A 15,427-nucleotide genomic window follows, 5' to 3' on the forward strand; every position below is an offset into this window, starting at 1 on the left:
TATTGTGTTATCATTTTAAAGATTCTGTGTATTTAAACTGCCAAGTATGTGCTTATCAACTTAGCAATTCATTAAATCATTTTCCACTTGAAGGAGTGTTCATCACATGTCATTAAGAGAAGAAGCATTACATATGCACAAAGAGAATCAAGGCAAACTCGAATCAAAATCAAAGGTACAAGTGAAAAATGCGAAAGACTTGAGCTTGGCTTACTCACCAGGTGTAGCGGAGCCATGTAAAGATATTTATGACGATACAAGCAAAGTGTATGATTATACAATGAAAGGCAATATGGTCGCTGTTGTCACAGACGGAAGTGCTGTATTAGGGCTTGGAAACATTGGGGCAGAAGCATCTCTTCCAGTAATGGAAGGAAAAGCTGTCTTATTCAAAAGCTTTGCAGGTGTTGATGCATTCCCAATCGCACTTGCAACAAACGATGTAGACAAAATCGTTGAAACAGTGAAGCTTCTTGAGCCGACGTTTGGCGGCGTGAACCTTGAAGATATTGCAGCACCAAACTGCTTTATCATTGAAGAGCGTTTGAAAAAAGAGACAAACATTCCTGTTTTCCACGATGATCAGCACGGGACAGCGATTGTAACAGTGGCAGGACTTGTGAATGCACTGAAGCTGTCTGGAAAATCAATGTCTTCAATTAAAGTGGTTGCAAACGGCGCTGGAGCAGCAGGAATTGCGATTATCAAACTTCTTTATCATTTCGGTGTACGTGATATCATCATGTGTGATACAAAAGGCGCTATTTATGAAGGCCGTCCGAATGGTATGAATGCAGTGAAAAATGAAGTAGCTAAATTCACGAACCAAGATCGTAAAGAAGGTTCTTTAGAAGAAGTGATTGAAGGCGCAGATGTCTTTATCGGCGTTTCAGTAGCAGGTGCTTTAACTAAAGAAATGGTTGGAAAAATGGCAAAAGATCCTGTCATCTTCGCAATGGCTAATCCAAACCCAGAGATCATGCCAGAAGACGCACATGCAGCAGGTGCAAGTGTTGTAGGAACTGGCCGTTCTGACTTCCCGAACCAAGTGAACAACGTCCTTGCATTCCCTGGTATTTTCCGTGGAGCGCTTGATGTACGTGCGACACACATTAACGAAGAAATGAAAATTGCAGCTGTTGAAGCGATTGCTTCCCTTGTATCAGATGAAGAATTGTCAGCGGAATACGTTATCCCTGCACCATTTGATGCACGAGTAGCGCCAGCGGTAGCCAAAGCAGTGGCAAAAGCAGCAATGGAAACGGGCGTTTCAAGAATCAAAGTAGACCCAGAAGCTGTTGCAGAAAAAACAAGAAAATTAACGATTATCGGCGAGTAATCGAATTGGAAAAGTGTGCACGTTCTTTCTGAATTTGGAGGAAAAACGTGCACCATTTCCTCTCTTACACGAAATTTTTTTCATCCTAAATGAGATTTTTTTGTAGACGTTCACAATTCACATATACCAACTACTCAGCGCCCCAAACCTATACTCATTTCTCATCAATTCCCCACTGAAAAAATTGAATGAAGGATGACAGCGTTTGACAAAAAAAGTACAATAGTTTCGGTACAGTTATGACATGTCCTATAATAGTGGATGTGCGTGTAAAGAAAAAACCCTTCAAAAAGGGAGGTAGTCATTTGTCAATCAAGAATATTTTCAGTAAAAAGAAAAAATATGCATCTGTACCCTCTGAACAGGCAAGTCAAGATGTGCCTGAAGGCATCATGACCAAATGTCCGCAATGTAAAAAAATAATGCTCACCAAAGAACTAGATAAAAATTTACGTGTTTGCATGAATTGCGGCAGACATTTGCAAATGAATGCAAAACAACGTATTGAAAGCCTTGTAGACGAAGGCACATTTGAAGAATTTAACGGTCACCTCATTTCTGAGAACCCGCTCGGTTTCCCAGGCTACGAAGAAAAGCTTCAGAAAGACAGAGAAAAAACATCTTTGAATGAAGCCATCGTAACAGGAAAAGGTGAAATTAAAGGTCAAAGTGCTGTCATTGCTGTCATGGATGCCACGTTCCGTATGGGCAGCATGGGCTCAGTCGTTGGTGAAAAGATTACATTAGCTATTGAGAAAGCAAAAGCGGACAAGGTGCCATTTATCATCTTCACTGCATCTGGAGGAGCAAGAATGCAAGAGGGGATTCTTAGTCTGATGCAGATGGCAAAAACAAGTTCAGCATTAAAGCTATTCAGCGAGGATCAAGGTCTGATTATCTCTGTGATGACCAATCCGACAACTGGCGGTGTATCAGCTAGTTTTGCGTCTCTCGGTGATTACAACTTTGCAGAGCCTGGTGCATTAATTGGTTTTGCTGGTCGCAGAATCATTGAACAAACCATTCGTGAAGACCTACCAGAGGACTTCCAAACGGCTGAATTTTTAATGAAGCATGGTCAGTTAGATGCTGTGATTCACCGTGCAGAAATGAAAGAAACATTAGGCCAAATCTTAGCATTACACAGCACAGGAGGTGAACGAGAGTGGCTGGAGAACTAGAATTTGAAAAACCTGTCATTGAACTTCGAGCGAAAATTGATGAATTGAAAAAGTTCACACAAAACTCAGAGATGGATTTAAGTGCGGAAATTGAGCGCCTTGAAACGCGTCTGAGTAAGCTTGAAACAGACATTTATACAAATTTAAAGCCGTGGGACAGAGTACAAATTGCTCGTCATGCGATGCGCCCAACAACTCTCGATTACATTCAAGAGCTGTTTGATAACTTTTTCGAATGTCACGGTGACCGTTTTTATGGCGACGATGAAGCCATCGTTGGAGGAATTGCTACGTTTAAAGGACTTCCTGTCACAGTCATTGGTCATCAGCGCGGAAAAGACACAAAAGAAAACTTGCGCCGTAATTTCGGGATGCCGCATCCAGAAGGTTACCGTAAAGCATTGCGCTTGATGAAACAAGCAGATAAATTTAATCGTCCAATCATTTGCTTTATTGATACAAAAGGAGCTTATCCTGGTAAAGCAGCTGAAGAACGCGGGCAAAGTGAAGCAATTGCGAAAAACCTTTTCGAAATGGCAGGACTTCGTGTACCGGTTGTCTGTATTGTCATTGGAGAAGGCGGAAGTGGCGGAGCACTAGGCTTAGGCGTAGGAAACCACCTATTTATGCTAGAGAACTCAACATATTCAGTGATTTCACCTGAAGGTGCAGCAGCACTGCTCTGGAAGGACTCATCACTTGCGAAAAAAGCTGCAGAATCAATGAAAATTACCGCTCCAGACCTAAAAGAATTAGATATTATAGATGATGTTATTAAAGAAGTGCAAGGTGGAGCACACCGAGACGTGAAACAACAAGCAGCCTACATTGAAAAAACATTAAAACAGTCACTTACATCTTTGCTCAAACAATCGCCTGAAGAATTAGTCGAACAAAGATATCAAAAATACAAAGCAATCGGTAAAGTATCGATTGAAAATCAATATATTGGGGTAAACTAAATAAACGTACAGCCTTTTGGCTGGCGTTTATTTTTTTCGTCTTTTTTCATCAAAACGATCTGATGTAAGCGCTATTTGAAAATAATTTTCTTTTGTTTTCATAAAATTTGAAACGTCTGAAAACGTTGATTTGACAAGGTTTAGAGCAATTGAATCAACTGTTTTTTGAACAAAGTGCTTTCATGACTTTCTTAACTTTTGTTTAAAAACATTTTATTTAATTGTATAATAAGTACGGTTTTAGAAATTCGTATTGAAAACATCCGGTTTTGCTCATGATTGTTTTCAAGCAGTGGAAATGGTATGTTTAATTCATATATGGTCTCTGAGGTGAAAAAGATGAAGCGTATAGGAGTTTTAACGAGCGGTGGGGATTCCCCAGGAATGAATGCAGCTGTGCGCGCAGTTGTAAGGAAAGCAATTTACCATAATGTAGAAGTTTACGGTATTTATAATGGATATTCAGGTCTAATTAACGGTAAAATTGAGAAACTCGAAATAGGTTCAGTAGGCGATATCATTCATCGTGGAGGAACAAAACTTTACACGGCAAGATGTCCTGAATTCAAGACAGTTGAAGGTCGTGAAAAAGGGATTGAGAACTTAAAAAAATTCGGTATTGAAGGACTTGTTGTCATCGGTGGAGATGGCTCATTCATGGGAGCGAAGAAATTAACAGAGCTCGGTTTTCCATGTGTAGGTGTCCCTGGCACGATTGACAATGACATTCCTGGTACTGATTTCACTATTGGCTTTGATACAGCACTAAATACAGTCATTGATGCCATTGATAAAATTCGTGATACAGCCACATCTCATGAACGTACATACGTAGTGGAAGTAATGGGAAGACATGCAGGTGATATTGCCCTTTGGTCAGGTCTTGCAGGCGGAGCTGAATCGATTTTGATTCCTGAAGCAGACTATGACATGGACGAAATTATTGCCAGATTGAGAAGAGGACATGAGCGCGGCAAGAAGCACAGTATCATCATCGTCGCAGAAGGCGTAGGCAGCGGTGTCGAATTTGGTAAGAGAATTGAAGAGGAGACAAGCCTTGAAACGCGTGTATCTGTCTTAGGACATATTCAACGTGGAGGTTCTCCAAGTGCGTTTGACCGAGTGCTCGCAAGTCGCCTAGGAGCGTATGCAGTAGAACTTCTTCTTGAAGGAAGAGGCGGACGCTGTGTAGGCATACAAAGCAACGAACTCGTTCATCACGATATTTTAGACATCTTAGATAAAAAGCATACAGTCGATCAAAATATGTACCGACTTTCACAAGAGCTCTCTATATAAAACGAGAAGACCTTAGGAGGAACAGTAATGAGAAAGACAAAAATCGTTTGTACAATCGGTCCAGCAAGTGAAAGCATTGAAAAGCTGACTGAATTGATTGAAGCAGGAATGAATGTAGCCAGACTAAACTTCTCTCATGGAGATTTTGAAGAGCATGGTGCACGTATTGAAAACATTCGCAAAGCAGGTAAAACTTTAGGCAAGGACATTGCGATCCTTCTTGATACAAAAGGTCCAGAGATCCGTACACGCACAGTTGAAAACGGCTCAATTGAGTTAGTTGCTGGTGCTGATCTTATCGTGAGTATGGAAGACATTGTGGGAAACACTGAAAAAATCAGTGTGACGTACGAAGATTTAATTCATGATGTAGAAGTGGGCTCAACCATTTTATTAGATGATGGTCTGATTGGTCTAGAAGTAAAAGAATTAAATAAGGACCGAAAAGAAATCGTCACAAAAGTAATGAATACAGGCACACTGAAAAACAAAAAAGGTGTCAACGTACCAGGTGTGAGTGTGAACTTGCCGGGTATTACAGAAAAGGATGCCAATGATATTCTGTTTGGAATTGAACAAGGTGTCGATTTCATCGCAGCTTCTTTTGTGAGACGAGCTTCTGATGTTCTTGAAATTCGTGAGCTACTTGAAAAGAACAACGCAACTGACATTCAAATCATTCCGAAGATTGAAAACCAAGAGGGCGTTGATAACATCGATGAAATCCTTGAGGTATCAGATGGACTGATGGTTGCGCGTGGAGATCTTGGTGTAGAGATTCCGGCAGAAGAAGTACCACTTGTTCAAAAAATGCTAATCAAAAAATGCAACCGTTTAGGCAAGCCTGTCATCACAGCAACTCAAATGCTGGATAGCATGCAGCGTAACCCGCGTCCAACACGTGCGGAAGCAAGTGACGTGGCAAATGCTATTTTTGACGGTACAGATGCGATCATGCTATCTGGTGAAACAGCAGCAGGAACATATCCAGTTGAAGCTGTGCAAACGATGCACAACATTGCCTCACGTTCAGAGGAAGCACTTAACTATAAAGCAATCCTTTCTCGCAGAAGCGAAGAAGTAGAGGTCAGCATTACAGATGCAATCGGTCAATCTGTTGCGCACACAGCTATGAAGCTTGATGTGGCAGCAATTGTGACACCTACTGAGAGTGGTCATACAGCAAGAATGATTTCAAAATATAGACCTAAAGCACCAATCGTTGCAGTCACAGCAAACGAATCAGTAGCAAGAAAGCTATCTCTCGTATTCGGTGTATTTGCGAAGAGTGGATCAAATACGTCATCTACTGATGAAATGCTAGAGAATGCAGTAGAAAAATCTATTGAATCTGGCTATGTAAGACATGGCGACTTGATTGTCATTACAGCTGGTGTGCCGGTTGGAGAAGCTGGTACAACGAACTTAATGAAAGTGTATGTTGTCGGTGACATCATTGCGAAGGGTCAAGGAATTGGCCGCAAATCTGCATTTGGACCGGTTGTTATTGCACAAAGCGGAAAAGAAGCAGAGGAAAAAATGTATGATGGTGCGATTCTTGTCGCAAACTGCACAGATCGTGATATGATGGGTGCTTTAGAAAAAGCGTCTGCCCTTATCACGGAAGAAGGCGGTCTAACAAGCCATGCAGCAGTCGTTGGGCTTAGTCTTGGAATTCCAGTCATTGTCGGTCTTGACAGTGCCACAACACTTCTAAAAGAAGGCGAAGAGATTACAGTAGATCCAGCACGCGGAGCGATCTACAAAGGCCGTGCAAGCGTCCTTTAAATCACACACGAGGGGAGTTATCTGACTCCTCTTTTTTTTTATGTTACACTAAAAAAAGTAAACAGCTTTCGATGAAAGAGACCCCATGAGGTGATATGGTTGAAAAAATATTTTCTACTATTATTGATTCTGTTCCCAGCAGTGGAAATTAGTTTATTTTTAATCTCAAGTAACATCATTGGTATTTTACCAACGATGCTATTCATTGTGCTAACAAGCGCATTAGGTGCTTACTTTGCAAGAAAACAAGGAATAGAAGCATTTCAGAAAGTGCAGCGAGATTTACAGTATGGCAAAATGCCAGGGGCCACCATTGTCGATGGCTTCTGCATTCTGATCGGTGGTTTGCTGCTGCTCATACCTGGATTCCTTTCTGATCTGATTGGGGCTGTGCTGCTCATTCCCATGACAAGAAAACGGATCAAACCGCTCTTTGAGCGCTGGCTTAGAAACATGTCCAATCGCAAACGCTATACGATTATACGATAAAGAGACCTTCGCATCAGGTCTCTTTTATTTTTGCGCACCATACCGAATGTACTGATAAAGGTCTCTGAAAACCCCTGCATTACGAAACGCCTGCCAAACGACAAGAGAAGCGGGACCGAGTGCAAGTCCAAGAAAACCAAAGCATTTTAACCCGACAAACAGCGCCACAAGTGTTGCTAAAGGATTAAGACCGATTGATTTACTTAAGACTTTTGGCTCTGATATTTGTCTTTGAATGAGCACCACAATATACAAAATGCCTAGTCCAATGGCGAGTGAAAGATTTCCTGTCATGGCGGAGTAAATGATCCACGGAAGAAAAACGGTGCCACTCCCGATGTAAGGAAGTAAATCAACTAGACCAATACATAGAGCAATCACAATCGCATGCTCGACCTTTAAGATGAAAAGTCCAATCAGCACGATCCCAATGGTCATGGCAACAAGGAGAAGCTGGGCCTTCATAAAGCCAGAAATGGCTTTTTTGATTTCAGATAAAATGGCACGTGTATGAAGCATCCATTTGGCGGGAAAGATACGAGAACCATATTTTTTTAACGTAAACCAATCTTTTGTGATAAAAAAAGTCGCTAGTGCGGAAAATAAAAGCGTCGCTGCTGCGTCAGGCAAAAGACCTAAAAAAGCTGGAATGAATTCAAGAGTTTTTGAAAGGAAAGTCCCGATTTTTGCCGCTGCTTCGTCACCAAGTGCTTGGATTTGTCCTAAAATCGATTCCTTTTGACCTGCTTGAAGTGTATTAAATTGAGCAGTCAAATCATGATATAAAGGCAAAATCTGATCTGTGAAAAAACGTTCCACGATCCCAATCAGTTGATCAAGATGACCTGGCAGGACCTTTGCTAAATAAGCACTTCCTGAAATGATTTCCGCCACTAAAAGTGTCATGAATCCAGCTGCTGCCACTAAAAAGAGTAATAACACAATGATGACAACAAAACCTCTTGGCATCCCGGTCATGTTTTCGATTTTGCATACGGCTGGATGAATCAAACACGACACGGCAAATGCAATCCAAAATGGATATAAAAACGGAAAAGACTGATATAAAAAAACAACCGCACAAACGGCGATGCTGAAAATCATCAAACTTCGCAAAAAAATGCCCACATAAGTGTGATTCACACAATCCCCTCCAAAAAACAAGCATGTCCGATACTTCATTTTATTCAAAAAGATTAGTAATATGAAAAGGTCGCAATAAAAAGAAAGAAAGGAGCGGCGTATGTTTACTCAAGCAAATTTGTTTTTGGTTCTTTTACTCGTTATTGCACTTATTGCAAAAAACAATTCGTTAATTTTAGCGGTCTCTGTGCTGATTGCCATTAAGCTGATTGGCCTGGATCAAAAAATATTCCCGGTTCTGCAATCAAAAGGTATCAATTGGGGTGTGACGGTCATCACGATCGCTGTGCTTGTACCGATCGCAACAGGGGACATTGGATTTAAACAACTTGGAGAAGCGATGAAATCTTCCTATGCTTGGATAGCTCTTGGAGCGGGTATATTAGTAGCATTAATTGCAAAAAACGGCATTGTGCTACTCGAAAACGATCCGCATATCACAGCAGCACTTGTATTCGGTACGATTTTGGCAGTCAGCTTATTCAAAGGTGTGGCTGTTGGCCCGCTGATTGGTGCTGGAATTGCCTATTTAGCGATGCAAGCAGTGAAATTTTTCAGCGGTTAAAAAGAGAGTGGCTCATGCCACTTTCTTTTGATTTTTTTCTGGCATGAGCTTTTGCAAAAAAACATAATTAAATATATTAAAAGAAGCAAAATCCCTTTATTCCATGCCCGAACCGGAAGGCTGGAAAAAAAAATATCAAAAAAAATTATAGTTAAACATTTAACAAATGTCTGATTATTGTTTATAATGGGAATAGGCTTAATTTTGAACTCATTGATCAAACACGAGATATGAGGCTAAAAGCGCTCTAACCGTATAGGTAAATGTAAGCATTTTCTTTTCTAAACCTGCCAGCCTATTTTGGTTGGATAGCGCTTTCAAAAAGCGAGAATTTTGCAACGAAGGGGAATCTTTTTAAAAAGGGGAGATTGAACATGACAGCAACAAGAGGTCTTGAAGGTATCGTGGCAACAACTTCATCCGTAAGCTCAATTATTGATGATACTCTTACTTATGTAGGGTACAATATCGATGATTTAACTGAAAAAGCGACTTTCGAAGAAATTGTCTACCTGTTATGGCACTTAAAGCTGCCGAATGAGCAGGAGCTAAGCGAGTTAAAGCAGCAGCTCAATGAAAATGCTCATATTCCGCAAGAGATCATTGAGCACTTTAAATCTTATTCGCTGGATGGGGTTCATCCAATGTCTGCGATTCGTACAGCGGTATCCTTATTAGGTTTACTTGATGACGAATCAGAGATTATGGACAAAGAAGCGAATTACAGAAAAGCCATTCGCTTACAAGCGAAAATTTCTGGACTTGTCGCTGCATTCTCACGTATTCGAAAGGGACTTGAGCCTGTACAGCCAAAAGAAGAATACAGCTATGCTGCAAACTTCTTATATATGCTAAACGGCGAAGAGCCTTCACCAGTAGAAATTGAAGCGATTGATAAAGCGCTCATTCTACATGCGGATCACGAATTAAACGCATCGACATTTACAGCACGTGTATGTGTTGCTACACTATCAGATATCTACTCTGGTGTAACAGCGGCTATCGGCGCATTGAAAGGACCACTTCATGGCGGCGCGAATGAAGGCGTAATGAAGATGCTCTCAGAAATTGGCGAAGTTGAAAACGTAGATTCCTATATTCATGGTAAGCTAGAGAAGAAAGAGAAAATTATGGGCTTTGGCCACCGCGTTTACCGCCAGGGTGACCCGCGTGCAAAACATTTAAAAGAAATGAGCCAGCGCTTAACAAATCTCACAGGCGAGCCAAAATGGTATGAAATGTCTGTACGCGCAGAGGAAATCGTGACATCAGAGAAAAATCTTCCACCAAATGTTGATTTTTATTCTGCTTCTGTCTATCACAGTCTTGGAATTGATCATGACTTGTTTACACCAATTTTCGTGATCAGCCGATTCTCTGGATGGATTGCTCACATTTTAGAGCAATATGACAACAACCGTCTGATCCGTCCAAGAGCTGACTATATTGGACCTGATCTTCAAACGTTTGTTCCGATCAGTGAAAGAGACTAATGTTTATAGAATAGCGGAGGCTGATCCATCTAAACCAATCAGCCTCCATATCAACAAAAAACGAATCACGTGAAAAACTTCTTGGCTTGCAGACATCAAGCTTGGAAGTTTCAAATATTCACTACATAACCTGGGAGGTAATATCATTGTCACAAGGCGAAAAAATTACAGTTACTGGCGGCGTATTGAATGTACCAAATAATCCAATTATCCCGTTTATCGAAGGGGACGGAATCGGTCCTGACATTTGGAAAGCAGCATCAAGAGTTCTTGAAGCAGCTGTAGAAAAAGCATATAAAGGTGAAAAGCAAATCACTTGGAAAGAAGTATATGCAGGTGAAAAAGCTTACAATAAAACTGGCGAGTGGCTTCCAGAGCAAACACTTGAAGACATTCGTGAATATTTAATCGCGATCAAAGGACCACTGACAACACCAATTGGCGGAGGAATCCGTTCATTGAACGTGGCACTAAGACAAGAGCTTGATTTATTCACATGCTTACGTCCAGTTCGCTGGTTCAAAGGTGTACCATCTCCTGTGAAACGTCCAGAAGACACAGACATGGTCATCTTCCGTGAAAACACTGAAGATATCTATGCAGGAATCGAGTATGCAAAAGGATCAGACGAAGTGAAGAAGTTAATCGACTTCTTGAAAAACGAATTAGGTGTGAATAAAATCCGTTTCCCAGAAACATCAGGTATCGGAATCAAACCAGTTTCTGAAGAAGGAACATCTCGTCTTGTCAGAGCAGCGATCCAATATGCGATTGACCAAGGCCGTAAATCTGTGACGCTTGTTCACAAAGGAAACATCATGAAATTTACAGAAGGAGCCTTCAAAAACTGGGGCTACGAAGTGGCTGAAAAAGAGTTTGGCGACAAAGTCTTTACATGGGCACAATATGATCGTATTGTAGAACAAGATGGAAAAGATGCGGCAAACAAAGCGCAAAGTGAAGCAGAAGCTGCTGGCAAAATCATTGTCAAAGACAGCATTGCAGATATTTTCCTTCAACAAATTTTAACTCGTCCAGCTGAGTTCGATGTTGTCGCAACAATGAACTTAAACGGAGACTACATCTCTGATGCACTTGCAGCACAAGTTGGTGGAATTGGTATCGCACCTGGTGCAAATATCAACTACGAAACAGGACACGCTATTTTTGAAGCGACTCACGGAACAGCACCGAAATACGCTGGTCTTGATAAAGTGAATCCATCTTCTGTTCTTCTATCAGGCGTGCTTTTACTTGAGCACCTTGGATGGCAAGAAGCTGCTGATCTAGTGATTCAATCTGTTGAAAAAACAATTGCATCTAAAGTCGTCACGTACGATTTTGCTAGATTAATGGACGGTGCAACAGAAGTGAAATGTTCTGAGTTTGCTGACGAGCTCATCAAAAACTTGTCTTGATTCTTAAACTTTAAAGTTAAAGGGGAAAAAGGAAATGGCAAACAAGCGTAAAAAAGTATCTGTCATCGGAGCAGGCTTTACTGGAGCAACTACAGCATTTCTAACAGCTCAAAAAGAATTAGCGGATGTCGTATTAGTGGATATCCCTCAGCTTGAGAACCCGACAAAAGGGAAAGCACTTGACATGCTGGAAGCAAGCCCTGTTCAAGGCTTCGATGCGAATATTACAGGAACTTCTAACTACGAAGATACAGCCGGTTCTGATGTCGTGGTCATTACGGCAGGAATTGCAAGAAAGCCGGGAATGAGCCGTGACGACCTCGTGTCAACAAATGAAAAAATCATGCGCAGTGTGACACGTGAAATCGTTAAATATTCTCCAGAAGCGATCATTGTTGTGTTAACAAACCCTGTTGATGCAATGACATATGCAGTTTATAAAGAATCAGGATTACCAAAAGAAAAAGTCATCGGACAATCAGGAATTCTTGATACAGCACGTTTCCGTACGTTCGTTGCTCAAGAATTAAACCTATCTGTGAAAGATGTGACGGGCTTTGTTCTTGGCGGACATGGGGACGACATGGTTCCTCTTGTACGTTACTCTTATGCAGGCGGTATCCCGCTGGAAACATTAATTCCTAAAGAGCGAATTGATGCAATTGTTGAAAGAACAAGAAAAGGCGGCGGTGAAATCGTCAACCTATTAGGTAACGGTAGTGCGTATTATGCACCTGCTGCTTCACTCGTTGAAATGGTTGAGGCGATCTTAAAAGATCAACGCCGCGTCATGCCGACGATTGCATACCTTGAAGGTGAATATGGCTACGAAGGCATTTACCTTGGAGTTCCAACAATCGTAGGTGGAAACGGTCTTGAGCAGATCATCGAGCTTGAGCTGACAGAAGAAGAAAGAAGTCAGCTTGACCGTTCTGTTGAATCTGTAAAGAACGTCATGAAAGTATTGTCTTAATAAGAATAAAAAAGAAGGCTTCTCATATGAGGAGTCTTCTTTTTGTTTACAAAGCCAATATTGTCGAAATTTTAAATTGTTCTCTTGTTAAGCTTTCGTTAAAATGAAAGAGAAAGCATGACTTCTCGCTTTTCACATAAGATACAAAAAACCGGATGCAGGGGAAATCACTAATTGGAGGCACAACATGAATAAAAAAATATTAGTTGTGGATGATGAAGAATCAATTGTAACACTTCTAAGCTATAACCTTGAAAGGGCGGGCTACGATGTCGTCACAGCAAGAGACGGAGAAGAAGCGCTTGAAAAAGCAGCAAGTGAACAGCCTGATCTGATTGTGCTTGATTTAATGCTTCCGAAAATGGACGGCATTGAAGTGTGCAAACAACTGAGAATTCAAAAAATGATGTTCCCTATTTTAATGCTGACAGCAAAGGACGATGAATTTGATAAGGTGCTCGGTCTTGAACTTGGAGCCGATGATTACATGACAAAACCTTTCAGTCCTAGAGAAGTGGGTGCTCGGGTAAAAGCCATTTTGAGAAGAGCACAGCAATCTCAGCCGGCTCCCGTGCAAGAAGAGAAGGAAGAGATCATTGCAGACCAAATCAAAATTGGAGACCTGCGCATTTTACCTGAACATTACGAAGTCTATTTCCAAGAAGAACGTCTAGAGCTTACGCCAAAGGAATTTGAACTGCTTCTTTATTTGGCTAAGCATAAAGGCCGTGTCCTTACGCGTGATCTATTGTTAAGTGCGGTTTGGAATTATGACTTTGCAGGTGATACTCGTATTGTGGATGTGCATATCAGCCACTTGCGGGACAAAATTGAAAAGAACACGAAAAAACCAACATATATTAAAACCATTCGAGGCTTAGGCTACAAATTGGAGGAGCCAAAGCCAAATGAGTAAAGTGAGAACCCGCCTTTTTTCTGGGCTCATTTTTCTCTTGTTTATTGTGTTTGTTGCGCTTGGTCTTTTCTTGGATCATATGTTTCATATTTTCTATGAAACAAAATTAACCGAACGAATGGAAAAGGAATCGAGTTTTCTCCTTTCTTCTATGAATGTTGAAGATTTGAATGCGGAGCAAAACAAGAAGATTCTTAATCAAGCAAAGCAGCATCTCGATATGAATGCGTCGATTGTGGACGTGAAGGGGAATATCATACATACAACGGGTCAAGCAGAACAAAGGGCTGTCATTTTAAACACACTGAAAAGTGAGCAGCTCCAAACAAAAGGAACGTTCATTGAGGATGAGAAGGATGCGCTGTTTCATTATGCACTTCCAATGATGAAACAAAACGAACCGGCGGGATATTTATTTCTGCATGCTTCATTCCAGCCTTTGAATGAGATTGACGGCCAGCTCTGGCTTGCATTAGCCTTTTGTCTTGGTTCGGCCATCATTATCATCGTCTTCTTTGGCTATCGCATGTCGATGAAGTATGTAAAGCCGATTGATTATGCCACAAAGGTGGCCAAACAGCTTGAACGAGGGAACTATGATACAAATAACTATGAAGAGCTGATCATTGAAACAAGTGAACTCAATACATCAATGAAGCGTCTGGCAGAAAGTCTTCAAGACATGACAAGCGCTGGCGAAATGCAGCGAGATCGTCTGCAAACAGTCATTGAAAACATTGGAGCGGGGATTATTTTGATTGATAAAATGGGCTATATCCACTTAGTCAATCGAACATTCCGCAAGCAATTCAAAGTGCAAAAACATATTTACATGCACAAGCTGTATCATGAAGCCTTTACCCATGAAGAGATTATTGAGTTAATAGACGAAATTTTCATGACAGAAACCAAGGTCCGAAAGTTTTTACGTCTCGCTGTTGACATCGAGCGCCGTTATTTCCAAGTCGATGGTGTCCCGATCTTAAGTACAGACGATGAATGGAAAGGGATTGTTCTTGTCTTTCATGATGTGACAGAAACAAAGCAGCTAGAACAGATGCGAAAAGACTTTGTCGCTAACGTGTCACATGAATTAAAGACACCGATCACGTCAATTAAAGGCTTTTCTGAAACACTTCTGGATGGTGCCATTGACGATAAAGAAGCGCTGACACAATTTTTGTCCATCATCCTAAAAGAGAGTATTCGTTTAGAAACGCTCATCCAAGACTTACTTGATCTCTCGAAAATTGAACAGCAGCATTTTAAGCTGAATATTCAAGAAGCCAATGCGACAGAAATCATTCAAGAGATTGAAGTACTGCTAAAACAAAAGGCTGCTGAAAAAGGCATTGACCTACAAGTGCGTGTCCCGAAAGAGCCGGTCTATGTCATGGCAGATCCGCTGAGATTAAAACAAATTTTCCTCAACCTGATCAATAATGCCCTCACCTATACACCAGAGGGAGGAAGTGTCACGATCACAGCAAGACAGAGGAAAGACAGCTATGAATTTGATGTAGCAGATACAGGGATCGGTATGAAAAAGAGTGAGATTCCAAGAATATTCGAGAGGTTTTATCGAATTGATAAAGATAGAAGTAGAAACTCAGGCGGTACAGGGCTTGGTCTTGCCATTGTCAAACACCTTGTCGAAGCACATGAAGGAACGATTTCTGTTCATAGCAAACAAGGCAAAGGGACGACGTTTACCGTGAGTTTAAAGTCAAAATAGAGAAGAATGGAAAGTGGCGTTAAAATTTACATGATCTTTACAATGAATTCATGTTTTGTTAATCAATCATTGGTAGGATGAATAGGAACCCCTTCATCCAAGGAGCCAATTTTGGAAGGACGAAAA

At 41.1% G+C, this 15,427-nt stretch carries 13 protein-coding genes; 12 read left to right on the top strand and 1 reads right to left on the bottom strand.

The genetic code is table 11. The features are described from left to right. Positions 1–106 precede the first annotated feature (106 nt). From ystJ to M2369_RS00470, 6 genes are all read left to right on the top strand, one after another. Positions 107–1,339: an NADP-dependent malic enzyme gene (gene ystJ, locus M2369_RS00445; RefSeq protein ID WP_007501712.1), complete on the top strand. Its 1,233-nt coding sequence runs from the start codon at positions 107–109 to the stop codon at positions 1,337–1,339. Positions 1,340–1,644: 305 nt separating this feature from the next. After that, positions 1,645–2,520 (top strand): acetyl-CoA carboxylase, carboxyltransferase subunit beta, encoded by an 876-nt coding sequence (gene accD, locus M2369_RS00450; protein ID WP_008346077.1) that lies wholly within the window; start codon positions 1,645–1,647, stop codon positions 2,518–2,520. Further along, positions 2,505–3,482: an acetyl-CoA carboxylase carboxyl transferase subunit alpha gene (gene accA / locus M2369_RS00455; protein WP_008346075.1), complete on the top strand. Its 978-nt coding sequence runs from the start codon at positions 2,505–2,507 to the stop codon at positions 3,480–3,482. The genes accD and accA overlap by 16 nt, the downstream gene beginning before the upstream one ends. A 339-nt stretch (positions 3,483–3,821) precedes the next feature. Next, positions 3,822–4,781: a 6-phosphofructokinase gene (gene pfkA / locus M2369_RS00460; protein WP_017358271.1), complete on the top strand. Its 960-nt coding sequence runs from the start codon at positions 3,822–3,824 to the stop codon at positions 4,779–4,781. A gap of 27 nt (positions 4,782–4,808) precedes the next feature. Further along, positions 4,809–6,569, top strand: coding sequence for a pyruvate kinase (gene pyk / locus M2369_RS00465; protein ID WP_259253266.1), 1,761 nt, complete (start codon positions 4,809–4,811; stop codon positions 6,567–6,569). A gap of 99 nt (positions 6,570–6,668) precedes the next feature. Continuing rightward, entirely contained in the window at positions 6,669–7,058 is a 390-nt protein-coding gene (locus tag M2369_RS00470) for an FxsA family protein (RefSeq protein WP_061419875.1), read from the top strand. Positions 7,059–7,082: 24 nt separating this feature from the next. Here M2369_RS00470 and ytvI read toward each other — a convergent pair whose 3' ends face one another. Beyond that, entirely contained in the window at positions 7,083–8,201 is a 1,119-nt protein-coding gene (gene ytvI / locus M2369_RS00475) for a sporulation integral membrane protein YtvI (protein WP_024718659.1), read from the bottom strand. Positions 8,202–8,301: 100 nt separating this feature from the next. Here ytvI and M2369_RS00480 point away from each other — a divergent pair, with 100 nt between their 5' ends. From M2369_RS00480 to pnpS, 6 genes are all read left to right on the top strand, one after another. Further along, positions 8,302–8,766, top strand: a complete 465-nt coding sequence (locus M2369_RS00480) for a DUF441 domain-containing protein (RefSeq protein WP_007501699.1) — start codon at positions 8,302–8,304, stop codon at positions 8,764–8,766. Positions 8,767–9,140: 374 nt separating this feature from the next. Further along, positions 9,141–10,259 (top strand): citrate synthase, encoded by a 1,119-nt coding sequence (gene citZ, locus M2369_RS00485; RefSeq protein ID WP_008346063.1) that lies wholly within the window; start codon positions 9,141–9,143, stop codon positions 10,257–10,259. 146 nt (positions 10,260–10,405) lie between these two features. Further along, the gene (icd, locus tag M2369_RS00490) at positions 10,406–11,677 is read left to right on the top strand and encodes an NADP-dependent isocitrate dehydrogenase (RefSeq protein ID WP_024424789.1); all 1,272 of its coding nucleotides are present in this window, start codon (positions 10,406–10,408) and stop codon (positions 11,675–11,677) included. A gap of 34 nt (positions 11,678–11,711) precedes the next feature. Continuing rightward, entirely contained in the window at positions 11,712–12,650 is a 939-nt protein-coding gene (mdh, locus tag M2369_RS00495; protein WP_007501693.1) for a malate dehydrogenase, read from the top strand. Positions 12,651–12,837: 187 nt separating this feature from the next. Continuing rightward, entirely contained in the window at positions 12,838–13,566 is a 729-nt protein-coding gene (locus M2369_RS00500) for a response regulator transcription factor (protein WP_007501691.1), read from the top strand. Beyond that, positions 13,559–15,301, top strand: a complete 1,743-nt coding sequence (pnpS, locus tag M2369_RS00505; RefSeq protein WP_259253267.1) for a two-component system histidine kinase PnpS — start codon at positions 13,559–13,561, stop codon at positions 15,299–15,301. Before M2369_RS00500 ends, pnpS begins: the two co-directional genes overlap by 8 nt. The last annotated feature ends 126 nt before the right edge of the window (positions 15,302–15,427 follow it).

It is taken from the genome of Bacillus sp. JUb11 (assembly GCF_024807925.1).
In the GTDB taxonomy this organism is placed as follows: domain Bacteria; phylum Bacillota; class Bacilli; order Bacillales; family Bacillaceae; genus Bacillus; species Bacillus altitudinis.

Coding starts and splice junctions, on each gene's coding strand:
- mdh (WP_007501693.1), top strand. CDS start 11,712: ATGGCAAACAAGCGTAAAAAAGTATCTGTCATCGGAGCAGGCTTTACT.
- pnpS (WP_259253267.1), top strand. CDS start 13,559: ATGAGTAAAGTGAGAACCCGCCTTTTTTCTGGGCTCATTTTTCTCTTG.
- ystJ (WP_007501712.1), top strand. CDS start 107: ATGTCATTAAGAGAAGAAGCATTACATATGCACAAAGAGAATCAAGGC.
- pyk (WP_259253266.1), top strand. CDS start 4,809: ATGAGAAAGACAAAAATCGTTTGTACAATCGGTCCAGCAAGTGAAAGC.
- pfkA (WP_017358271.1), top strand. CDS start 3,822: ATGAAGCGTATAGGAGTTTTAACGAGCGGTGGGGATTCCCCAGGAATG.
- M2369_RS00480 (WP_007501699.1), top strand. CDS start 8,302: ATGTTTACTCAAGCAAATTTGTTTTTGGTTCTTTTACTCGTTATTGCA.
- M2369_RS00500 (WP_007501691.1), top strand. CDS start 12,838: ATGAATAAAAAAATATTAGTTGTGGATGATGAAGAATCAATTGTAACA.
- citZ (WP_008346063.1), top strand. CDS start 9,141: ATGACAGCAACAAGAGGTCTTGAAGGTATCGTGGCAACAACTTCATCC.